The 20,624-nt window shown below is 50.5% G+C and carries 21 protein-coding genes; 14 read left to right on the top strand and 7 right to left on the bottom strand.

The window, feature by feature from the left end; genetic code table 11:
• Window positions 1–158: 158 nt before the first annotated feature.
• On the top strand, window positions 159–1,097 hold the full coding sequence (locus ACJ67_RS13200) for a DMT family transporter (protein ID WP_049639467.1): 939 nt from the start codon (window positions 159–161) through the stop codon (window positions 1,095–1,097).
• Here the strand turns inward: ACJ67_RS13200 and ACJ67_RS13195 are convergent.
• Genes ACJ67_RS13195 through ampD form a run of 3 tightly spaced genes read right to left on the bottom strand, consistent with a single transcriptional unit; the run spans window position 1,094 to window position 5,864 of the window.
• Window positions 1,094–4,174: an efflux RND transporter permease subunit gene (locus ACJ67_RS13195; protein ID WP_049639466.1), complete on the bottom strand. Its 3,081-nt coding sequence runs from the start codon at window positions 4,172–4,174 to the stop codon at window positions 1,094–1,096. The two genes, ACJ67_RS13200 and ACJ67_RS13195, sit on opposite strands and share 4 nt — an antisense overlap.
• Window positions 4,171–5,319 (bottom strand): efflux RND transporter periplasmic adaptor subunit, encoded by a 1,149-nt coding sequence (locus ACJ67_RS13190; protein WP_049639465.1) that lies wholly within the window; start codon window positions 5,317–5,319, stop codon window positions 4,171–4,173. Before ACJ67_RS13190 ends, ACJ67_RS13195 begins: the two co-directional genes overlap by 4 nt.
• Window positions 5,316–5,864 carry a 1,6-anhydro-N-acetylmuramyl-L-alanine amidase AmpD gene (gene ampD, locus ACJ67_RS13185; RefSeq protein WP_049639464.1) on the bottom strand — a complete coding sequence of 183 codons (549 nt, stop codon included), beginning with the start codon at window positions 5,862–5,864 and terminating at the stop codon, window positions 5,316–5,318. The genes ACJ67_RS13190 and ampD overlap by 4 nt, the downstream gene beginning before the upstream one ends.
• A gap of 126 nt (window positions 5,865–5,990) precedes the next feature.
• On the opposite strand from ampD, the gene ACJ67_RS13180 reads away from it, so the two are divergent.
• Window positions 5,991–7,001, top strand: coding sequence for a sodium:calcium antiporter (locus ACJ67_RS13180; RefSeq protein ID WP_049639463.1), 1,011 nt, complete (start codon window positions 5,991–5,993; stop codon window positions 6,999–7,001).
• 40 nt (window positions 7,002–7,041) lie between these two features.
• On the opposite strand, the gene ACJ67_RS13175 is transcribed toward ACJ67_RS13180, so the two are convergent.
• Together ACJ67_RS13175 and ACJ67_RS13170 are read right to left on the bottom strand one after the other, a co-directional pair.
• Window positions 7,042–8,532 (bottom strand): sigma-54 dependent transcriptional regulator, encoded by a 1,491-nt coding sequence (locus ACJ67_RS13175; protein WP_049639462.1) that lies wholly within the window; start codon window positions 8,530–8,532, stop codon window positions 7,042–7,044.
• 2 nt (window positions 8,533–8,534) lie between these two features.
• Entirely contained in the window at window positions 8,535–10,130 is a 1,596-nt protein-coding gene (locus tag ACJ67_RS13170; protein ID WP_049639461.1) for a nitrogen regulation protein NR(II), read from the bottom strand.
• Between the two features lie 290 nt (window positions 10,131–10,420).
• Between ACJ67_RS13170 and ACJ67_RS13165 the strand changes: the two genes are divergently transcribed.
• Genes ACJ67_RS13165 through ACJ67_RS13155 form a run of 3 tightly spaced genes read left to right on the top strand, consistent with a single transcriptional unit; the run spans window position 10,421 to window position 11,939 of the window.
• The gene (locus ACJ67_RS13165) at window positions 10,421–10,996 is read left to right on the top strand and encodes an RNA polymerase sigma factor (RefSeq protein WP_049639953.1); all 576 of its coding nucleotides are present in this window, start codon (window positions 10,421–10,423) and stop codon (window positions 10,994–10,996) included.
• A 4-nt stretch (window positions 10,997–11,000) separates the two neighbouring features.
• Window positions 11,001–11,372, top strand: a complete 372-nt coding sequence (locus ACJ67_RS13160; protein WP_049639460.1) for a DUF3619 family protein — start codon at window positions 11,001–11,003, stop codon at window positions 11,370–11,372.
• Between the two features lie 60 nt (window positions 11,373–11,432).
• Window positions 11,433–11,939, top strand: coding sequence for a DUF3106 domain-containing protein (locus ACJ67_RS13155; protein WP_197080721.1), 507 nt, complete (start codon window positions 11,433–11,435; stop codon window positions 11,937–11,939).
• A 78-nt stretch (window positions 11,940–12,017) separates the two neighbouring features.
• On the opposite strand, the gene pbpG is transcribed toward ACJ67_RS13155, so the two are convergent.
• Window positions 12,018–13,091: a D-alanyl-D-alanine endopeptidase gene (gene pbpG, locus ACJ67_RS13150; protein ID WP_049639459.1), complete on the bottom strand. Its 1,074-nt coding sequence runs from the start codon at window positions 13,089–13,091 to the stop codon at window positions 12,018–12,020.
• Window positions 13,092–13,307: 216 nt separating this feature from the next.
• On the opposite strand from pbpG, the gene ACJ67_RS13145 reads away from it, so the two are divergent.
• Entirely contained in the window at window positions 13,308–13,679 is a 372-nt protein-coding gene (locus ACJ67_RS13145) for a glycine cleavage system protein H (protein WP_049639458.1), read from the top strand.
• 33 nt (window positions 13,680–13,712) lie between these two features.
• Here ACJ67_RS13145 and ACJ67_RS13140 read toward each other — a convergent pair whose 3' ends face one another.
• Window positions 13,713–13,907, bottom strand: coding sequence for a hypothetical protein (locus tag ACJ67_RS13140; RefSeq protein WP_049639457.1), 195 nt, complete (start codon window positions 13,905–13,907; stop codon window positions 13,713–13,715).
• A 129-nt stretch (window positions 13,908–14,036) separates the two neighbouring features.
• Here ACJ67_RS13140 and ACJ67_RS13135 point away from each other — a divergent pair, with 129 nt between their 5' ends.
• From ACJ67_RS13135 to yegQ, 8 genes are all read left to right on the top strand, one after another.
• On the top strand, window positions 14,037–14,303 hold the full coding sequence (locus ACJ67_RS13135) for an FmdB family zinc ribbon protein (protein ID WP_049639456.1): 267 nt from the start codon (window positions 14,037–14,039) through the stop codon (window positions 14,301–14,303).
• 12 nt (window positions 14,304–14,315) lie between these two features.
• Window positions 14,316–14,915: a DUF502 domain-containing protein gene (locus ACJ67_RS13130; protein WP_049639455.1), complete on the top strand. Its 600-nt coding sequence runs from the start codon at window positions 14,316–14,318 to the stop codon at window positions 14,913–14,915.
• A gap of 32 nt (window positions 14,916–14,947) precedes the next feature.
• Window positions 14,948–16,738 carry an aspartate--tRNA ligase gene (gene aspS / locus ACJ67_RS13125; RefSeq protein WP_049639454.1) on the top strand — a complete coding sequence of 597 codons (1,791 nt, stop codon included), beginning with the start codon at window positions 14,948–14,950 and terminating at the stop codon, window positions 16,736–16,738.
• A 98-nt stretch (window positions 16,739–16,836) separates the two neighbouring features.
• Window positions 16,837–17,364 (top strand): adenine phosphoribosyltransferase, encoded by a 528-nt coding sequence (locus tag ACJ67_RS13120; RefSeq protein ID WP_049639951.1) that lies wholly within the window; start codon window positions 16,837–16,839, stop codon window positions 17,362–17,364.
• A 68-nt stretch (window positions 17,365–17,432) separates the two neighbouring features.
• Window positions 17,433–17,864, top strand: coding sequence for a VOC family protein (locus tag ACJ67_RS13115; RefSeq protein WP_049639453.1), 432 nt, complete (start codon window positions 17,433–17,435; stop codon window positions 17,862–17,864).
• An 88-nt stretch (window positions 17,865–17,952) separates the two neighbouring features.
• Window positions 17,953–18,741, top strand: coding sequence for a quinoprotein dehydrogenase-associated SoxYZ-like carrier (locus ACJ67_RS13110; RefSeq protein ID WP_049639452.1), 789 nt, complete (start codon window positions 17,953–17,955; stop codon window positions 18,739–18,741).
• Between the two features lie 101 nt (window positions 18,742–18,842).
• Complete coding sequence (locus tag ACJ67_RS13105) at window positions 18,843–19,262, top strand: secondary thiamine-phosphate synthase enzyme YjbQ (RefSeq protein ID WP_049639451.1); 420 nt, start codon at window positions 18,843–18,845, stop codon at window positions 19,260–19,262.
• Between the two features lie 7 nt (window positions 19,263–19,269).
• Window positions 19,270–20,616 (top strand): tRNA 5-hydroxyuridine modification protein YegQ, encoded by a 1,347-nt coding sequence (gene yegQ / locus ACJ67_RS13100; protein WP_049639450.1) that lies wholly within the window; start codon window positions 19,270–19,272, stop codon window positions 20,614–20,616.
• The last annotated feature ends 8 nt before the right edge of the window (window positions 20,617–20,624 follow it).

Below are 20,624 nucleotides of genomic sequence, written 5' to 3'. Positions count from 1 at the left end.
TCAATCAACCTACTGTTGTGATGATGAACCGAAAGTCATTGTGGCTGGTCCCCACCTCTTGCTGCGGTTGCTGCTTGTCGTAAATCTTTTGCAACCGCGGGCTCTCCGCGGTTGATCTGTTGTCCCTTCCCGGCGAGCCCCACTGATTCAGGGCTCATATGAAAGAATCTACCCACCCGTATTATGGTGCCACGCTGGTGCTGTTGTCATCCATTGTCTTTTCGTCCAAGGCAATTATGGTGAAACTCGCTTACGTCTACCACGTGGACGCAGCGAATTTGATTGCATTACGTATGGCATTTGCGTTGCCATTTTTTGTGGCTTTAGGTTGGTGGGCAGCACGTCAGGGTTCCCCTGCGACGCTAACCATCCAGGACTGGTCATGGCTGGTGCTATTGGCCGTGATTGGTGGCTATGGGTCTATGTGGCTCAATTTTGAAGGGTTACGTTTTGTGTCGGCTGGGCTGGAGAGAGTCATTTTATTTCTTTACCCCAGCCTGGTTGTCGTCATGAGTGCGATCTTTCTCAAGCACCGTATCACCCGCCGCGAATGGTTTGCCATGACGGTGAGCTATGCAGGCGTGGTGTTGGTGGTGTGGCATGATATTGAGCTGTCCGGCCTGCATTCCAGCGAGACGATGTATGGGGCGGGGCTGGTATTGTTAAGTGCGGTGGTGTATGCGGGATATCTGCTGGGTTGTGGACAGTTCATTCCAAAGTTGGGAGCTACCCGCTTTACGGCTTTGACGATGAGTATAGCTGCCTTTGCGAGTGCATGTCAGTTCGGGATCAGTGGTTCTACCAAAGAAATCATGGCTTTGCCCCATCAGGTGTATGCATTGGCCATGCTGATGGCGATTGTAGCGACTGTCTTGCCGGCGATATTGATGAATATAGGGATACATCAACTGGGTAGCCGCAAGGCATCCCTCATCAGCGCGATTGGTCCTGTATCAACGATCTTACTTGCTTATCTCTTTTTAGGTGAACAGCTATCCTGGATACAGGGTGCCGGAACGGTGCTGGTGATGATGGGGGTGGTCGCGGTCAGTATGGATGCCACCACACCATCAAAGGTGACTGAGGCTGATGTTTAAGTGGCAGCTGCTTTTCTGGAAAAGACCAGTGAGTAAAAAGCTGGCACCACCACCAGTGTCAATAAAGTTGACGAGATCATGCCGCCGATGACGGCGATGGATAATGGTTTATTCGTTTCATCGCCTGCACTGAGCCCCAAAGCGGCTGGCAGCAAAGCCAGAATAATCGTGAGTGAGGTCATGAGTACCGGACGTAACCTGACGGGGCAGGCAGCAAGCAATGCCTCATTGGTACTCATGCCTTGTTCACGATACTGGTTGGTAAGGTCTATCAACAGGATAGAATTTTTGGCGACCAGGCCGATTAACAGCACCAGCCCTATCATGGAATAGATATTGAGTGTTTGGCCGGTAAGCCATAGCGCAAACAGGCCGCCGACCATGGCCAGGGGTTGCGCCACCATGACCAGTACAGGTTGCAGAAAGGAATTGAACTGGCTGGCTAATACCATATACAGCAGAATCATCGCCAGGCCAAAAATAAAACCGACATTCTTAAACGTTTTGGAAAATTCTTCTGCCTGCCCGGATAACTTGAATTGGTAATCTGCAGGGAGGATGGCCCGTGTCACTTTCTCCACATGAGAGATGGCTTCGGCCAGCGGCATGCTGGGACTGGCATATAAGTTGGCCGCGTATTGCAGGTCATAGCGCCCGATCACAGCAGGGCCGAGCTTGGCGCTAAATTTGGCCAGCGTATCCAGCCTGACCAGTTGGCCTTGCGCACTGCGCAGGAAGATTCTTTGCAGGTGATCGGGGCTGCGAATATCGTTTTCATTTGCCTTCAGGCGGATATCATACCGTTGCCCATCGCCATCAACGTCGTTATAGCTGGCAATATCCATACCGCCTACGTATGTATTCACTGCACTGGCGATGTCATTGGCACTGATGCCCAATTGCGCTGCACGGTCACGGTCCACATGCATTTCCAATTGAGGTAAGTCCAGCTGCAAATCCATGTCAATCTTGCCAAATCCATCAATGTCCGTCAGTTGTTGCTGGATTTGTTTGGCATACAGCCCCACGTTTTGAATGTTAGGTCCGCTAATGAGGAATTGGAGTTTTTCCGAACGCTGGCCGCGTATCATAGACGAAGGGACCGGAAATGCCCGCACGCCAGGGAGGGAGGCAAGCTCTTTTTTAAGCGCATTGACTACAAATTGCTGGCTGTGAGGACGCTGCTGCCTGTCATACATGCGGATGCTGATGCGACCTTCGTTGACTTGTCCGCGCTGTCCGCTGCCGATGACACTGAAGTAGCTGGCAATATCCTCAGAATGCTTGGCCAGTATTTGTTCAATCGCATCCAGCCTGGTCAGGGTGTAAGGCAAACTGGACCCCAGTGGTGTTTTGAAGCTGATGGTAAAGCGGCTTTCATCCGCTTCGGGCGCAAACTCTTTATCTACCGCCTGGATAAAGTAAACACTGGAGAGTACGGTCAGCACAGTGACCAGCATGACTGTCCATCGATGATGAAGGCTCCATGTAATCAGGCTTCGATACTGGCGGTCCATTGTGGAGAATACCTTATCCAATGCATCGTAAAAACGGCCACGGTGATTCTCGGATTTGAGGTAGCGAGCACTTAACATGGGCGTTAATGTGAGTGAAACAAACAGCGAGGCCAGCACACCCACTGTCATCACCAGGCCAAATGCTTTAAAAAACTTGCCTATGACGCCATCCATGAAAATCACCGGGGCAAAAATACATACCAGTGAGAATGAGGCGGCAATCACGGCAAAGGTCACCTCACGGCTACCTTCCAGGGTGGCCCGGTTGCGTAGCTCTATAAATTGTTGCAAGTGCAGGCTACCTTGCTCACGGATTTGCTCAAGATGGCGCAAAATGCTTTCGCGCATGACAATCGCATCGTCCACCACCACGCCTATCAATAGTAACAATGCCAGCAGCGTCATGCTGTTAAAGCTGTATCCGGCAAAATACATCGCGGCAATCGCGCCCAACAGAGAGACCGGTATTTCCAGGCAAATCATGAGGGTAGAGCTCACAGAGCGCATAAACAGAAAGACGATCAATGCGGCTAACAGGGTCCCTTCAAGTAAATGCTCCTTGAGAGCGGCGACCATTTTCTCAATAAAAGGCGCCTCATTGTATGACTCGCTTAAATACATGCCTGGTGGCAGGTTAGGCCGGATGTCAGCTGCCAAACGCCGTTCAATTTCATGCACGATTTCTACGGTATTGGCATTCGGCACTTTAATCATGCCGAGCCCGACTGCCGGTTTGCCGTTATAGCGGGCAATTTGCCTGAAGTCGGACAAGTCATCTTTAATGGCGGCTACATCGCGCAGTTTGATTAGTGCGCCTTTGCGATTGGCGACAATCAGGCTTTCCAGCTCATTGACACGGTGAAATTCCATGTCCAGTTTGAGCATTTTTTCTGATTGTGCCTGAACCAGAAAACCGCCCGGCACTTGTACATGCTCGCGCGAAAAGGCTTGCAACAGATCGTTGACGGTCAAGCCATAGGCCGCCATCCGTTCAGTATTGAATTCAACTCTGATCGTGCGGTCCCTGCGGCCACCCAGCAAGACCTCACCCACACCGTCTATGGTTTCAAGTTTCTTTTTTAGCACGTTGAGCGCATACAAGTTCAGTTGTTGTACCGTGCGGTCGCCATGCAAGGCCAACCAGTAAATGGGGGAATCGTTGGTTTCTGCCTTGCGCAATACGGGCGGATCGGTTTCTTGGGGCAGACGGCGTACGGCCTGGTTTACCTTGGACTGTACTTCGGTGTAGGCCTGATCTATGTTTTTTTCCAGCTTGAAAGTAAGCGTGATGACCGAAACACCTGGTGACGAGGCTGATTGAACGTGCTCCAGACCGGGCATGGTGTTGACTGCGGACTCCAGGATGCTGGTGATGCTGGTATCCACCACATCCGGATTGGCCCCTTTCAGGGTGGTCGTGATGGAGATGACAGGAAATTCAATCGCCGGAAAACGGTCCAGCGCAATGCGTTGGTAAGCAATTAGGCCGAACAGAACCATGACGCCGGACAGCATCCAGGCCAACACGTGACGTTTGACGGAAAGTTCTGGCAGGGTCATGACGGTGTGTGTTCAGTCTTGGTGTTTGTTTGTGACTCTTGTATCTGCACTTGCGTGTCGTCAGTGAGGAATCCAGCACCATCGACAACCACCCATTCGCCTGCTTGCAGGCCTTGCAGAATCTCGATTTGCCCCTCACTGGATACCCCGGTTTTCACGACTCGCTGTCTTGTACGGGCCTCACCTTTGGCTTGCGTGAGTGTGTAAACTACCTCCCCGGCAGGGCGCAGGACCACGCTTTGTTCCGGCACGAGCACAGTACGATCACGCTCACCGGTGATGACTTTGCCGGTGACACTGGCTCCGGGCTGCCAGTCGGGTTGACCGACAATATCGGCCGTGACATCCACGGCGCGGCTGTTGATATCTATTTGCGGCTGAATGTCACGAATCACTGTTTTGACCGTATTGCTGGCCGTTGGCGTGGTCAAGATTAATGGCAGACCGGGTTTAAGCGTTTTCGCAATGCTTTCAGGGAAAGGTAAATGTGCCCGTAAACGCGAATTGTTAATGAGTTTCACCACCGGGTCACCAATTTTGACAAAGTCTCCATTTGAAACAATCTGTGTTTCAATCACACCATCTGACGGTGCGAGCACTCTGTGCTTGCTACCATTATGGGTGATGGCGGCCACGCGTGACTTTGCCCCTGATAGCTGCTGTTTGAGGGCGTCAAGCTGGGTAGTCGTATCATCCAGCGCATTTTTGGAAATAAAGTTTTTATCCACCAGCGCCTGATTGCGTTCCACCATTTTTTGCTGGTTGCGGATCAGCGCTTCAATGCGGGCGACTTCGGTGTCGGCCTCTTGTAATTGCAAGCGCACATCGGTGGCGTCCAGGATAGCAATGACTTGTCCTTGTTTAACTCTCTGTCCCGGATGGACCAACACTTGCATGACCCGGCCAGCAATTTCGGCGGCAATGGTCGGGTCAATAATGACCTCCAGGGTTCCTACGCTTTCCTGTGTCAATGAAACAGTCTTTGCCTGGGCTTGATGAACAGTCACCACAGGCAATGGTTTTTTCCGCTCTTGCGCTTCTGTCCGCGATTCCTGACACGCCGTGAGTGCCAGTATCATGCCATAGAGGCCGCTTTGCGCGATGCTGCGCCAGTGGATGGCACTTAGCCAGTCGATTGTTATCATGAGATTTTTTGCCAATCAAAAAAAGGACCAGGATCAGTCTTGCGGCCTGGTGCAATGTCCGAATGACCGACAATATGCCTGATTGGATAGCGTTTTTGTAGTGCCTTGATCAACATTTGCAAGATACTATATTGCTCTGCTTCGAATGCTTCGATATCGCTGCCTTCCAGCTCTATGCCGATTGAGAAGTCATTACAGCGTTCGCGTCCTTGCCATTGTGACAACCCGGCATGCCAGGCACGTTGCTCGCAGCTGACAAATTGTATGAGCTCGCCAGTGCGGCGAATCAGGAAATGGGAAGAGACTTTGAGCTGGGCAATCTCTGCATAATAGGGATGCTCTTGCGGATCCAGCTGGTTGGTGAATAATTGCATGATGCCCTGGCCACCGTAGTGATGAGGCGGCAGGCTGATATTATGGATGACAATCATATCCACCTCGGTAGCGGGTGGCCGCGCGTCCTGGTTCGGTGACAGTATCAGCTGGGCCGTATTGGCGTAGCCGGAAGGATCAATTTCAATGGTTGGAACAGTGGCAAAAGACATATCAACATTGTAGGTGAATTTGCGCGAATTGCGTTATGATTCCGCCCGCATGTACACTTTTGTCATGCACATGTGTGCCAGGCGGTGGGCACATACAGGATTGATTGCCGCCAGACAGGAACAGTCATGGTTTTTTTACAATTATTGCTAATGTTGCTGCTGATTTTGGTGGCGGCTGAGGTTTTTACCAATGCGCTTGAGCATCTGGGTGAGCGGCTAGGTATTTCCGAAGGTGTGACCGGCTCTATTTTTGCAGCGGTAGGGACCGCATTACCAGAGACGCTGGTGCCGTTGCTGGCGATTTTTTCCTATACGTCATCCACTGGCGATAGTCATGCTGGGCATGATATTGGTGTAGGTGCTATTTTAGGTGCGCCACTGATGCTGGCAACCTTGTCCATTAGCTTAATGGCACTATCCGTACTGAAGCGACGCGGTGCAAAAGGCCACATTCGTCCTGAGCGTACTGGCCTGATCCGTGACCTTAACTTTTTTATCCTGGCTTTTGTGTTTGCCACTATCGCCATGTTTATCCCGCACAGCCAGGCGCTCGTGCGTTATGGCATCAGCATCCTCATGATCCTGATCTATTTCGTGTATGTGCTGATGACGATTAAAGCCTCCAAAGGTCTGGTGGAAGAAGGGCATGCCACCGAGGCCGAAGATGTCATGATGCTGTCCCGCTTAGGCTTGCCAACCAATATGGTCACCATCCTGCTGCAATTGCTGATTGGCCTGGGTTTGCTGATTGCAGGCGCCAAAGGCTTTATCAACGAGGTGGAGACCGCAGCGGCCATTTTAGGCGTGTCGGCTTTGTTGCTATCTTTGCTGATTATTCCGATTGCGACAGAGTTGCCCGAAAAAGTGAACAGTATTTTGTGGATACGCAAAGGCAAGGATACGCTGGCGTTTGGCAATATTACCGGTGCCATGGTATTCCAGGGCACACTCCTGCCAGCCATCGGTATCATGTTGACGGACTGGTCGCCCAGGCAGGAAGTGGCTTTGGGCATATTGATCACCTTACTGGCGGCGATCTGGGTACGCTATCGTATTGCCAAAGGCGGCTTGCTCGTCTGGCATTTGCTGGTGAACGGTGTGTTCTACTTGAGTTATCTGGCGATTGTGTTGAGTTGATATTGGCAACTATAAAAAAGGGCGACGATGTCGCCCTTTTTTATTCTTCATCTCCATCACTCTCTTCGAGATCAGGGTCCTGCTCTTTGGATAAGCCCAACTTAGACAAACGGTAGCGCAAAGTACGGAAGCTAATCCCTAACAGTTTTGCCGCAGCGGTCTTGTTATTATTGGTTTTTTCCAGCGCCTGCAAAATCGTGCGCTTTTCAATATCTTCCAGATAGTCAGACAGGCTGATATCCATGGGCAACATGGTGCTACCGTGAGATGGGCTGGTTGTGGTTGGTGCTGGCAGGCCAGGTTCGCTAATGGTGCTGGTCATGACCGATGGCTCGGTGACAGGTGCATTCCATGGCAATACCGGCTTGTCAGCTAAATTTATACGTATTTCATCGAGCGACAGGTCTTCAACCGTAATGCTGACGCCGTCACACAAGGCTAGGGCACGTTCCAGCATATTTTCCAGTTCACGCACATTGCCGTGGAAAGGTAGCTGCTGGATATAGACCTTGGCTTCATCGGAGATAGCGGGCATAGCAATGCCCTGTGCCTGGCACAGTTTGGCGAGCAGGCGTTCAGTCAGTTCGGGAATGTCTTCAGGCCGTTCACGCAAAGACGGCATTTTGAGTTGAATCACATTCAGACGGTAATACAAATCTTGCCGGAACTCGCCTTTTTCCATCATGGCATTGAGGTTCTTGTGCGTGGCAGAAATAATACGCACATCCACGGCTTCTTCACTGGTACTGCCGACCACGCGTACTTTTTTCTCCTGGATGGCACGCAGCAGCTTAACTTGCATGGCCAGCGGGAGATCCGCGACTTCATCCAGAAACAAGGTGCCGCCATTGGCTGCCTGGAATAGGCCGAGGGTATCCTGGATGGCGCCAGTAAATGCCCCTTTCTTATAGCCAAAGAACTCGCTTTCCATCAAGTTTTCCGGGATGGCGCCGCAGTTCACGGCAATAAAAGACTGTTCTTTGCGTGAGCTGTTGAGGTGGATGAGTCTGGCCGCCAATTCCTTGCCACTGCCAGATTCACCGCTGATATACACGGGTGCCTGGCTGCGCGCCAGTTTTGCAATCATGGTGCGCACATAGCTCATGACCGGTGACGCACCAATCAGATCGACTGTATTGGCCCCTTGCGTTTCTTTTTGCGACGACAGTTTGAGTGCGGACTCTACCAGGGGCCGCAATTGTTTGAGTGAAATTGGCTTGGTAATGTAGTCATAAGCGCCAGCCTTAAGTGCTGACACTGCATTCTCGGCACTGCCATAAGCGGTGATGACCGCCACCGGTAATCCGGGAAATTGCGCGTTAATATGTTGTACCAGCTCCAGCCCCAGCCCATCCGGCAGGCGCATATCAGTAAGGCACAAGTCGTAGCTGAACGAATTCAGCATGTGTTTTGCATCGGTGACCGAACTGGCACTCTCTGCTTGTATGCCCATGCGCTCCAGTGTCAGTACTACCAGTTCGCGAATATCGGTTTCGTCATCAACCACCAGACAACGATATGAGTTTGCCATTTTTAAACGATTGCCTTCTTAACTGTCAGTGAAAATTGGGTGCCATTCGAGCTACTGGTATAGTTTAATTTTGCGCCATTGGCTTCGGCAAGCTCTCGTGCAATAAATAATCCCAGGCCGGTGCCGGTTTTTTCCGTGGTCATAAATGGTTCGAACAAGTGCGGCTGGATGTGAGGATCTATACCACCACCATCATCCTTGATTGTGATGTGGATGAATTGGCCACTTTTGTCACTGACCACTTTGAGCTGCAGGCTCTGGACTTGCTGCTGGCTATGTCGCCAACCATTCTTGCATAAATTCCACAAAATCTGATTGATATGCCTGCGGTCGAAAACAATGGTACTCTCTTTGGTTGGCAGGTCCAGTGTAAAGTTCGCCAGGTCAATTTTCTCAACCGCGCAAAATTGCTGGTAAAACTCCTGCACAAACGTATTGATATTGAACTGATCCTGATTGGTGCGATCACGCCGGTTCAGTTCCAGCACGTCCTTGATGATCTGGTCCAGTCGTTGCACATTGTCCGAGATGATTTGCAGCATACGCCCTGTGCCTGGTTGCAATTCATCTTCCTGCAACAGCTGGGTGGCATGGCTAATTGCGCTCAGAGGATTGCGGATTTCATGTGCAATATTGGCCGTCAACCTACCCAATGCCGCCAGTTTGACCTGATGTGCCTGGGTTTGAATTTGCGACCAATCCTCAATAAAAATCACCACCCCATTCTCAATATTTTCAGAAATAGCGTGAAAACGTATGCCTAAATCCCGGTTGTTGATGGTGAGCTTCACTGCGTCTGACGTGGCGTTACTTGCCGGTGCGGTCTGTAATAGCTGCATGATGGCAGGCATCAGGCGTTCCAGTGGGGTGTGCAATTGTACAGCTGCTTGTAGCATCGTCTCTTCAAGCCCCAGCAATTTGCAGGCCTGCTGGTTGTAGTGTTTCAGTTGTTGATACTGGTCTATGACAAGCACGCCATTAGGCATTTCCCTTGTAATCAGGGCATTCGTTTTGGCCAGGTGCTCAATGTCTTGGCCGCGCTGGGTAGCCAGATTTTCGCTGCTTTGCATGCGTGCAGTCAGTGTTTGTGCTAGCCAGGCGGTGGCAAAACAGCTCAAGGACAGCAACACGGCATTGCTGTAATCATTAATAGGCAGGTTGCGGTGTATGACCTGGAAAGTGTTTTCGAGCAGAATGCCTATGGTGGCAATGGCGGCATAGAACAGGGCAAAACGGCCATCGCTGATGAGGCCGGCAAAAATAATATTAATGATCAGTAGTAAGCCAATCCCACTCTGGTTACCTGGCAGAAAATGCATCATCAGCACTAAAAATACAATATCCAGGCTGGTTTGCGCTTTTAATACCAGGCCGCGTTCAGCCTGCAGGGATTCAAAACTGACGCTGACCGCGATTGCGTACAAAAAGAATATCAGCAATAGCCAGAATGATACTGAAGGTTCGGTAGGGGCGTTCCTGAAATATGGCCAGAGCTGGCTGCCAAACAGCATGCCTGAAGCTCCAAGGCGAAACAGGCTATAAAGACGCAGATGCTGACTGTCCGGTACTCTTTCTCTCGTGGAGACCATGGCCGTCATTAAAATAGCCCCATGCACACGCTGGCGTTTGCCCGGGGGAGAGTTAACGGTGGCTGATGAATTAGGATGATGTGTGTTATTTTAATCGTCATAATGGTTGGCCGTGCTTTCACTGCTCTGGGACTTATTCTAACAGTAAATAAAATTAAAACTGAGATATACTCGCAGGCAACAGGGAGATAAAAACAATGCATATTTCTTTGAAGGCACATCAACTTCAAAAAAGTGTCGAGGAAATGGCACGAGCATCAGTTTAAAGCATTGATCGTCTCGTGGATGGGAATGAAGTAGTGGCGAGTGCGCAAGAAATATCAGATTTTTTACGTCAGGTTGAAAAACGGGCGTTCAGGCAAACTGCTTATGCAGTGCGTGACGACCATGTTGCGCTGGATATTGTGCAGGATGCGATGCTGAAACTGGCAGATAAATATGCCAGCAAACCGATAGAAGAATATCCCATGCTGTTCCAGCGTATTTTGCAGAATACCATGCGAGATTTCTGGCGTCGGCAGAAGGTACGTAACCTCTGGACCACGCTGTTTTCCGCTTTTGGCACGCAGGAAGACGAGGACTATGACCCGCTGGAAACCATAGAGGTAGACAACGCCGATGGTGATCCTGCCGACCAGCTGGAACGCTCCCAAATCATGGCATTGATCGAAAAAGCACTGACAAAGTTACCTGCTCGTCAACGCGAAGCATTTGTGCTGCGTTATTGGGAGGAATTGGATGTTGCAGAAACGGCATCGGTCATGGGATGTTCTGAAGGAAGTGTCAAAACGCACTGCTCGAGAGCGGTCAGTGCGTTATCCCTATTATTAGAACAGGCCGGGATTGGCGCCCGTCGGTTACCAAAAAAGGAGTAGAGCTATGAGGAAACAACGTCATCACATAGACGACTTGCCTGCCTCTCTGCGCGAAGGTGTTGAGTGGCTGAAGCAAGATGATAGATCATTGCCTGCTGAGATTGAGTCCCGCCTGGCAGAGGGGCGGCAGGCAGCGTTGAAGCAGTTTGCAGCGTCTTCGAAAGCAGGGCATGCCTGGACAGATATCCTGTCCTGGGCATCTTTTGGTCATCCTTTTACGGCAGGCATGGCAGTATTGTCAGTATTTTTTGCCGTTGGGCTGTTTGTCCTGACCGCCAGTCACAATGACGATGCCATGTTACTGAGTGATGATTTGCCTGTAGAGGCGTTTGTCGATAACGGATTTGAGCCCTGGCAATATTCCGAAAATATTTGATGGGTGTTCAGTGGCAACAGTGATTAACAGAAGAGTCAGTCTTTGGAACAATGAGAAATGATGCAAAATCATTCATTATTAGGGTGGGTCATTTTGTCGGTTTTGGCGGGTAGCGGCGCGTCATCCCTTGCGGGAACCTTGGATGATGCCGCGGGGCAGCGCTGGGTTGCGATGGCAGATATTGGAGCTATTAAAAGCGATCTGTCTCCGACAGATCCGGCGGCCAATGTCACGTGGGCGCAACTGACAGATCAGCAGCGGTCGGTGTTATCGCCCTTGGCAGGTGAGTGGGATGCCTTACGTCCGTGGCAGCGTGAAAAGATGCTGGACATTGCCAAGGAGTATCCAAAAATGGATGCGCAAAAGCAGCAGCGTATCCAGCATCAATTGGTGAAGTGGAGCCGTATGACGCCTTATGAGCGTGAAAATGCACGCAAGCGTTATCAACAGTTCCAGAGTTTGAGTCCAGAAAAAAAAGAAATGCTGCGCAAGCAATGGAAAGAGCGCAAACAGAAATCCGCTATTACAGAAGGCTATGATCCTGAATTTGATGGTGCCGAGCATTAGAGATGCTGGAGATGTAACAGAGAATTAAAAAACAAAACCCGCGGGAACGCGGGTTTTGTTTTAACCAAATAAACTGCTCTAGTTTGAGTCTTCGCTAAGTGATTTGCTCATGGATAATCCAGTCAAGACAATTTCGCCATCAGCGCCACCGTTCGACGATAGTGTATTGTAGTTGCGCTCCATCCATTTTTTGATGCGTCTTGCATCACCAATACGGGTAAGTTTGCCAACTGAATCCAGCAGTACCAGGATCAGGGGTTCGCCGGCAATGGTGGCCTGCATCACCAGGCAGCGCCCGGCCTCGCTGATGTAGCCGGTTTTCGATAATCCGATTTCCCAGCTGCTATTGGCACTCTCACGTACTAAAGCATTGGTATTATGGAAGTGCAGTGGTTGGCGCCTGTTGCCCACGCTCAAATCATAATCAGAGGTGGTTGTAATCTGGCGAATCAGCGGATATTGGTATGCAGCATGGACCATTTTGGCCAGGTCTGCCGCCGTAGAGACATTGTTGCTGGTCAGGCCGGTGGAATCCTCAAAATGGGTATTCATCATGCCCAGGCTGGCAGCCTTGGCATTCATGTCCTGAATGAAGCGGGCCTTGCCACCGGGGTAATTAGTGGCCAGTGCAGAGGCGGCACGGTTTTCTGAGGCAATCAATGCCAGGTTCAGCATGTCCTCACGTGTCATGGTTGTGCCGACTGGCAGGCGTGAAGACGTGCCTTTAAGGTAATCCACATCCATTTCGGTAATAGACACCTGCTCATTCAGGTTGAGCTTGGCATCCAGGACTACCATGGCAGTCATCAGTTTGGTAACCGAGGCAATCGGTGTCGGCATATCCAGATTTTTGGAGTAAATGATCTCGTGCGTATTCTGGTTCATGACCAGCGCTTTGGTGGAAGCGATGGCAAGATTACCGTGGCTGCCCGACTTGCCCTCAAGCGAATCAAACATTTCTGCATCTATGGCGGGTCTGGCAGATTTTCTGGCATGAGAATGCAGTTTGACCGGACGCATCGATTTGGTTTTGGCTGGGTTGACGCGGTATTGTGAGGAAACCCGTTTTTGTTTGCTTGTGGAAACGGTGTGCTTCTTAGCAGGTGACTTAGCGATGGCTTGGCCCGCAGGTGCAAAAGCGATGGAACACATTAGCAACACTTTAAGACAATGCTTGTAAAAACTCATAATTCACCTTCCAAAAACCCGTTTCATTATTGCCCAGTTATTATTCAGAGTCAATCACTTATCGCAATTTTTTAGTGTAAAAAATTAAACCTTATTTAGCGGCACAGCGCAATAAGTTTTGGTGCGTTTCACAGACTGTGGCACAATAATTATCCACTAAACTTTTGATTTTTAAATCATATGTCAGCAGGCTTGAAATACTTCTTTTCCAAGGACCATACCTGGGCGGCACTGTCCGATGATGGATTATGGATGGTGGGCATCACTGATTACGCGCAGAATATGCTTGGTGATGTGGTGTTTGTGGATCCACCCAAGGTGGGTCAATCGGTCGCGCAATTCACAGTTTGCGGCTTGATTGAGTCGGTGAAGACGGGTTCTGACATTTACGCACCGCTGTCAGGGGTGGTGCAAGCCATTAATGAAGAAGCGCTGACTTCGCCCGAAAAGATTAATGATCATCCCTACAACACCTGGATATTTAAACTGGCGGCCGATGCTAGTGGCGCAGACGCATTGCTGGATCAGGCTGCTTATGACGCCCAGCTTTGAGTGAGGTTGGCAGTGCCGGATAAAGCGTGCAGGCTATTTCACTTTTTTGATTTTGAGTGTCGGTTCTGCATAAAGGAGATCCGCAAGCTGCGCTGGAACAGCCTTGCCTGTTTGGCTCTGTTTATCAAGTGACAGGGGTGTGTGATGTATATCCAGGTCGCGGCTGGCGAATCCCAGAAAAAACAGTGCAGTCAGCATGAAAGAGATTCTGAGCGAGAGTTGGTGCATGGTGTACTCCTTAAAGTCTTTTTAATTCAATTACATCGCAGCCGTTTTGATGATTTGTAACGCGAATCAGGTATAATTTGCGCTTACTAAAAAATTTTCAGTAAGTTGTTCTTCGGGTTGTGTTAACAAATGCCTATCTACGATTTCCAATGTACTGCGTGTGGTTACCAGCAAGAGCTGATGCGCAAGGTTTCTGCGCCTTCAGTCGAGGCTTGCCCTAAGTGCCAGCAGCAGACGTTTAGCAAGCAAGTGTCAGCCCCCAACTTTCAATTAAGCGGTAGCGGCTGGTATGCCACCGATTTCAAAAACAATCAGTCAGCTGCCGGCAGTAAACCTGCTGAATCCGCCAGTGCAGGTGAGTCTGCCAAGTGCAATCCCGGTTGCGCCTGCCACTAATAAACGATCCCCATGAAAAAATATTTCATTACAGGCTTGCTGGTACTGGTCCCATTATTCATTACGGTGTGGGTGCTTAAAACTTTAGTGCAAACGCTGGACCAGAGCCTGTTGTTGCTGCCTGCGGCCTGGCGCCCCGAAGCGTGGCTGGGAGTAGATATTCCCGGCTTTGGCGTGATTCTGACCGTGGGTATTGTGCTGGCTACAGGCTTGGTGGCAACCAATATTTTTGGCCAGCAACTGATTGAGTTGTGGGAAAGCTTGCTGATCCGTGTGCCGGTAGTGAAATCCATTTATTCCAGCGTCAAGCAAGTCTCAGATACCTTGTTTTCGGACTCTGGCAATGCTTTCCGCCAGGCGCTGCTGATCCAGTATCCCCGTGAGGGCGTATGGACCATCGCCTTTTTGACCGGCACGCCGGGGGGCGATGTGACCAACCATTTGCAGGGTGAGTATGTTAGCGTGTATGTTCCCACCACACCTAACCCGACCTCGGGCTTTTTTCTTATGCTGCCAAAATCTGACGTCATTGCACTCGATATGAGTGTGGATCAGGCCTTGAAATACATCATCAGCATGGGTACAGTGGCGCCCTTGCCTAAACACCATTAACCGCAACACCACTTTAACTTTATAAAATTATTATGATGCGTACACATTATTGCGGTCACCTGAACCGCGAACATATCGGACAAACCGTGACACTGTGTGGCTGGGCCCACCGTCGTCGCGACCACGGGGGCGTGATTTTTATTGATTTGCGTGATCGCGAAGGCCTGGCGCAAATTGTGATAGACCCGGATACCAAAGACGCTTTTGCCATTGCCGAGACTGTACGTAACGAGTTTGTGTTGCGCGTGGTCTGTAAAGTGCGTGCGCGTCCTGAAGGCACGGTCAACCCTAACTTGCCGACCGGTGAAGTCGAGATGCTGGCGACCGAAATTGAAGTATTGAACGCTTCGCTGACGCCACCTTTTATGCTGGATGATGACAACCTGACCGAAACAGTGCGTCTGGAGCACCGCTATATTGACTTGCGTCGCCCAGCTATGCAGAAAAATCTCATGTTGCGCTACAAGGTCGCGAAAAACCTGCGTGACTATCTGGATGAAAATGGCTTTATTGAGGTGGAAACACCGATGTTGACGCGGTCAACGCCTGAAGGCGCGCGTGACTACCTGGTGCCGTCACGTGTCCATCATGGCATGTTCTTCGCTTTGCCACAGTCGCCACAGTTGTTCAAACAGTTGCTGATGGTGTCCGGTTTTGACCGTTACTTCCAGATTACCAAGTGCTTCCGTGACGAAGATTTGCGCGCGGACCGTCAGCCAGAATTTACCCAGGTCGACATTGAAACGTCTTTCCTCGAAGAAAATGACATCATGGACATCGTCGAAGAGATGATCCGCCAGATGCTGAAGAAAGTGCAAAACGTCGAGCTGCCAGCCAAGTTCCCACGCATGCCGTTCTCTGAAGCGATGAACCGTTACGGCTCCGACAAGCCAGACATGCGCGTCACGCTCGAAATCACTGAGCTCAGCGACGTGATGAAAGATGTGGATTTTAAAGTGTTCTCTGGCGCTGCCAATATGGCCGGTGGCCGCGTGGCTGCCATTCGCGTACCTAATGGCGCGGCCATTAGCCGTTCGGAAATTGACGCCTACACCGAGTTCGTCAAAATCTACGGCGCCAAAGGTCTGGCTTATATCAAGGTCAATGACATTACCAAGCTGAACGAAGAGGGCCTGCAAAGTCCGATTGTGAAAAACATTCACGTCAATGCATTGCAAGCGATTATTGAGCGCACGGGTGCGCAAAATGGCGATATCGTCTTCTTCGGTGCCGATAAAGCCAAAATTGTGAATGAAGCCCTGGGTGCCTTGCGTACCAAGGTCGGCCACGAAAAAGGCCATGTCGACGGCCGTCAGTGGGCGCCATTGTGGGTAGTGGATTTCCCCATGTTTGAGCATGATGAGGAAAATGACCGCTGGGTTGCTCTGCATCATCCCTTCACTTCCCCCAAAGATGGTCACGAAGACCTGCTGGTCAGCAATCCAGGAGCCTGTTTATCCAAAGCTTACGACATGGTGCTCAACGGCTGGGAAGTCGGTGGCGGTTCCGTGCGTATCCACAAACAGGATGTGCAATCCAAAGTGTTTGATGCATTGAAGATCAGCAAGGAAGAAGCGCAGGAGAAATTCGGCTTCTTGCTGGATGCATTGCAATACGGTGCACCTCCGCACGGTGGCCTGGCGTTTGGCCTCGACCGCCTGGTGACGTTGATGGCTGGTGCAGAATCTATCCGTGACGTGATCGCTTTCCCGAAAACCCAGCGTGCGCAATGCCTGATGACTAATGCGCCAAACGAAGTCGACGAGAAACAGCTGCGCGAATTGCATATCCGCGTACGTCAGCAAAACGCGGCGGGCAACTAAGCTGTTCAGGCTTGTGTGACAGGCCAGTGCAAAGCATTGAAACGCGTCTACCCTGGGTGGGCGCGTTTTTTATTGGGATTGAGGAGAGAGTGTGCATGATGGATATTCGCGCTTATATTAGAACGATTGCTGATTACCCTAAAGCAGGTATCCAGTTTCGTGATATCACTACCTTGCTCAAAGATGCGGCTGCCTTTAATGCAGCCATTGATAAACTGGCGCTGCATTATGCCGACATGCCTTTGGATGCGATTGTGGGCATAGAATCACGCGGTTTTATTATTGGTGCGGCACTTGCAAGCAAATTGAGCGTGGGGTTTGTGCCGGTGCGCAAACCGGGTAAGTTACCGGCAAAAACGATTACACAAGCGTATGCACTGGAATATGGTGAAGACGCACTTGAGTTGCATGCGGACGCCATTAGCGCTGGCGACCAGGTGTTGCTGGTTGATGACCTGATTGCAACGGGAGGCACGGCGCTGGCTGCTGTGAGTCTGATCCGCCAACTTGGCGGCGTGGTAGCGCATGCCGCATTTGTGATTGACCTGCCCGACCTGGGTGGGATGCAACATTTGCAAAGCGTTGGCGTCCAAACATTTGCCCTGTGTCAATTTGAGGGGCATTAGTTTTTGTACTATATTGCGCAGATGTTTTGCGCACACGTTTAATACGGCACTTATTAGATTGGAAGATCATGCCATTGACAGGAATTGACCACGTTAACTTTCGCACTGACCGCGAAACCATGCATCAGTTACGCGATTTTTATTGCGATGTACTGGGATTAACCGTGGGCAAGCGCGTAGCCAGCACCACTTATGGCTACTGGTTATATATTGGTCAACAGGCCGTTGTGCATTTGGCTGAATACAAAACAGCCGAGCCCCCACAATTACATGTACATGGCACCTATGACCATGTGTCGTTTAACTGCAATGACATGCCTGGGATGGAAGCGCACCTGCAAACACTCGGCATCGCTTATACCACGCGTATCCTCGCCAATGGTATCCGTCAAATTAATATGCGCGATCCGGCAGGCAATGGCGTGGAGCTCAATTTTGCCGAGTATGCTGATCCCCATTATGAAATGCGGCCTTCGGGGGATCCCAGTAAGCTGGCTTAATGCCATGTGTGATACGTATCACATATCGCAGAGAGTGTTCGTTAGACAATTGTTTCACGCAGATTAAAATTAAATGATGGGGAAGATCATGAAAAAAATATGGGTGATGATGTTGGGGATGATGGCGTTGGGCATGAGTACCTTGGCACATGCAGAAGCTGATCCTAAGTTATGGGCAGTGGTGAAGGAAGCCTTTTTCCCGAAACGCGATATTCAGGAAGTGGATTTTCTCAAGGTGGAAGGGCCGCGGCGTGCGGAGAGCGGTGCGCAAGTGCCCGTCACGTTGATCTATGACAAAGCTGCCGCCAATGGTGTTGAATTGAAAAAGTTATACGTGATTGTCGATGCCAATCCGATTCAGTTAGCCTCGACCTATCATTTGACCGAGATGATGAATGGTTTCCAGATGTCTACACGTATCCGCCAGGAAACGGATTCTTTTGTGCGCCTGATTGGTGAAACGGCCGATGGCAAGCTGTATATGGGCAAGCGCGAGATTCGCGCTGCCGGTGGCTGTGGGGGCACGGTGGACAATAACGAGTCTGAAGTGCGTGCGGCTGCAGGTAAAATTAAAATGAATGTGGACGCGCCCAAGTTTGGTGAACCGGCGACAGCCACGTTTAATATCAAACATGTGATGCGCACCGGTTTGCAGCGTGACCTGGTTTCCCAAGGCTATGTGCCTGCTTTTTACATCAATAAAGCGACTTTTACCTATAACGGCAAAGAAGTCATGACGGTGGATGTGGGCGTAGGCACCAGTGAAGATCCCTATATGAAATTCAGTTTTATTCCGGATGCGCCTGGCAAGCTGGAAGTAGTGGCAACCGATAATGAAGGAAAAACCTTTACGCAAAGTCTGGATGTCAATAGTTAATGAGTGTTCTACACAAGGCCTCTTTGGAGGCCTTTTTTATTTTAGGGCAATGCTGTATTCAGGCACGGTGCTAAAATATCCGCTTTCGGAAAGGGGATCAGATGAAAAGTTTTCGTAAAGAATTGTGGTTCAACATTCCAGCGCGTATGGATTTCAAGAACATTACCCATGATGTCATCGCTTGCGTACGCGAAAGCGGCGTGAAAGAAGGCTTGGTGCTCATCAATGCCATGCATATTTCTGCCAGTGTATTTATTAACGATGACGAACGCGGCCTGCACCATGACTACAAAGTCTGGCTGGAAAAACTGGCACCACATGAACCTGTGAGCGGTTACCGGCATAACGATACCGGCGAGGACAATGCGGATGCGCATATCAAGCGCCAGATCATGGGCCGTGAAGTGGTGGTGGCGATTACCGACGGCCAACTGGATTTTGGCCCTTGGGAACAAATTTTTTATGGCGAATTTGATGGCCGCCGCAACAAGCGTGTGCTGGTGAAAATTATTGGTGAATAAAATAAGTATGAAGTCTCCTGAATTATTAGCGCCTGCCGGTGACCTGGATCGCATGCGCACCGCATTTGATTATGGAGCAGATGCCGTCTATGCCGGACAGCCTAGATACAGCCTGCGCGTGCGTGAAAATGATTTTTCCATGCAGAATCTGGCCATCGGTATCCAGGAGGCGCATGCGCGCGGCAAAAAATTCTTTGTTGCCAGCAATATTTCCCCACATAACGCCAAGGTGAAAACCTATATGCGTGATATGGCACCGGTGATTGATATGCAGCCAGATGCCTTGATTATGGCCGATCCTGGTCTGATTATGATGGTGCGTGAGCAATGGCCTGATATGCCTATCCATTTGTCTGTGCAAGCCAATGCGGTTAATTATGCTTCCGTCAAATTCTGGCAACGCATGGGTTTAACGCGTGTGATTCTGTCGCGCGAATTGTCGCTGGATGAAATTGCAGAAATCCGTCAGGAATGCCCGGAGATGGAACTAGAAGTCTTTATCCACGGCGCGTTATGCATTGCCTACTCAGGGCGCTGCCTGCTATCTGGCTATTTCAACTCGCGGGACCCCAACCAGGGCACCTGTACTAACAGCTGCCGTTGGGATTACAAGGTGCACGATGCGCAACCCGATGCAGCCGGGGTGATCCGGCTGAAAGAATTCGATTTTCAGGCGGAAATGGAAAAATCCAATTTGTCTTCATGCGGTTCGTTGCCACGCCATCCGGCAGCAGATAACGTCTACCTGATAGAGGAAAAAGGCCGCCCCGGCGAACTGCTGCCGATCATGGAGGACGAGCACGGTACCTATATCATGAATAGCAAGGACCTGCGCGCGATTGAGCACGTGGAGAAATTGATTGCCATTGGCGTGGATTCACTCAAAATTGAAGGCCGCACTAAATCACGTTACTACGTGGCCCGTACCAGTCAGAATTACCGGCAGGCGATTGATGATGCTGTGGCTGGGCGCCCGTTTGACTGGCGCTTGTTGGGTGAGTTGGAGAATCTGGCCAACCGCGGCTACACCGATGGCTTTTACCAGCGTCATCACACGGCTGAACACCAGAATTACGTACAAGGACATTCCAGTGCTAACCGCAGTTTATATGTGGGAGATGTGGTGGATTACGATGCTGAGCGCGGCTTAGCTTCGATACAGGCGCGTAACAAATTTGCAGTGGGGGATAAGCTGCAATTGATCCATCCGAGCGGAAACCGCGATATTGTGGTGGAGCAGTTGTTCGATAAGCGTGGAGAGCCGGTACAGCAAGCTGCTGGCAGTGGTCATTTTGTGAAGCTGCCGATTACGGCGGAGGCACTGAATAACGCCATGGTGGCCAGGTATTTATAGTTATCTGA

The organism is Methylophilus sp. TWE2, assembly GCF_001183865.1.
GTDB lineage: Bacteria > Pseudomonadota > Gammaproteobacteria > Burkholderiales > Methylophilaceae > Methylophilus.
This window is presented reverse-complemented; position numbering and strand designations above follow the sequence as displayed.

Bases quoted from the DNA above. Each gene is read 5' to 3' on its own strand.
- ACJ67_RS13200 (WP_049639467.1), top strand. From the start codon at position 159: ATGAAAGAATCTACCCACCCGTATTATGGTGCCACGCTGGTGCTGTTG.
- ACJ67_RS13195 (WP_049639466.1), bottom strand. From the start codon at position 4,174: ATGACCCTGCCAGAACTTTCCGTCAAACGTCACGTGTTGGCCTGGATG.
- ACJ67_RS13190 (WP_049639465.1), bottom strand. From the start codon at position 5,319: ATGATAACAATCGACTGGCTAAGTGCCATCCACTGGCGCAGCATCGCG.
- ampD (WP_049639464.1), bottom strand. From the start codon at position 5,864: ATGTCTTTTGCCACTGTTCCAACCATTGAAATTGATCCTTCCGGCTAC.
- ACJ67_RS13180 (WP_049639463.1), top strand. From the start codon at position 5,991: ATGGTTTTTTTACAATTATTGCTAATGTTGCTGCTGATTTTGGTGGCG.
- ACJ67_RS13175 (WP_049639462.1), bottom strand. From the start codon at position 8,532: ATGGCAAACTCATATCGTTGTCTGGTGGTTGATGACGAAACCGATATT.
- ACJ67_RS13170 (WP_049639461.1), bottom strand. From the start codon at position 10,130: ATGACGGCCATGGTCTCCACGAGAGAAAGAGTACCGGACAGTCAGCAT.
- ACJ67_RS13160 (WP_049639460.1), top strand. From the start codon at position 11,001: ATGAGGAAACAACGTCATCACATAGACGACTTGCCTGCCTCTCTGCGC.
- ACJ67_RS13155 (WP_197080721.1), top strand. From the start codon at position 11,433: ATGCAAAATCATTCATTATTAGGGTGGGTCATTTTGTCGGTTTTGGCG.
- pbpG (WP_049639459.1), bottom strand. From the start codon at position 13,091: ATGTGTTCCATCGCTTTTGCACCTGCGGGCCAAGCCATCGCTAAGTCA.
- ACJ67_RS13145 (WP_049639458.1), top strand. From the start codon at position 13,308: ATGTCAGCAGGCTTGAAATACTTCTTTTCCAAGGACCATACCTGGGCG.
- ACJ67_RS13140 (WP_049639457.1), bottom strand. From the start codon at position 13,907: ATGCACCAACTCTCGCTCAGAATCTCTTTCATGCTGACTGCACTGTTT.
- ACJ67_RS13135 (WP_049639456.1), top strand. From the start codon at position 14,037: ATGCCTATCTACGATTTCCAATGTACTGCGTGTGGTTACCAGCAAGAG.
- ACJ67_RS13130 (WP_049639455.1), top strand. From the start codon at position 14,316: ATGAAAAAATATTTCATTACAGGCTTGCTGGTACTGGTCCCATTATTC.
- aspS (WP_049639454.1), top strand. From the start codon at position 14,948: ATGATGCGTACACATTATTGCGGTCACCTGAACCGCGAACATATCGGA.
- ACJ67_RS13120 (WP_049639951.1), top strand. From the start codon at position 16,837: ATGGATATTCGCGCTTATATTAGAACGATTGCTGATTACCCTAAAGCA.
- ACJ67_RS13115 (WP_049639453.1), top strand. From the start codon at position 17,433: ATGCCATTGACAGGAATTGACCACGTTAACTTTCGCACTGACCGCGAA.
- ACJ67_RS13110 (WP_049639452.1), top strand. From the start codon at position 17,953: ATGAAAAAAATATGGGTGATGATGTTGGGGATGATGGCGTTGGGCATG.
- ACJ67_RS13105 (WP_049639451.1), top strand. From the start codon at position 18,843: ATGAAAAGTTTTCGTAAAGAATTGTGGTTCAACATTCCAGCGCGTATG.
- yegQ (WP_049639450.1), top strand. From the start codon at position 19,270: ATGAAGTCTCCTGAATTATTAGCGCCTGCCGGTGACCTGGATCGCATG.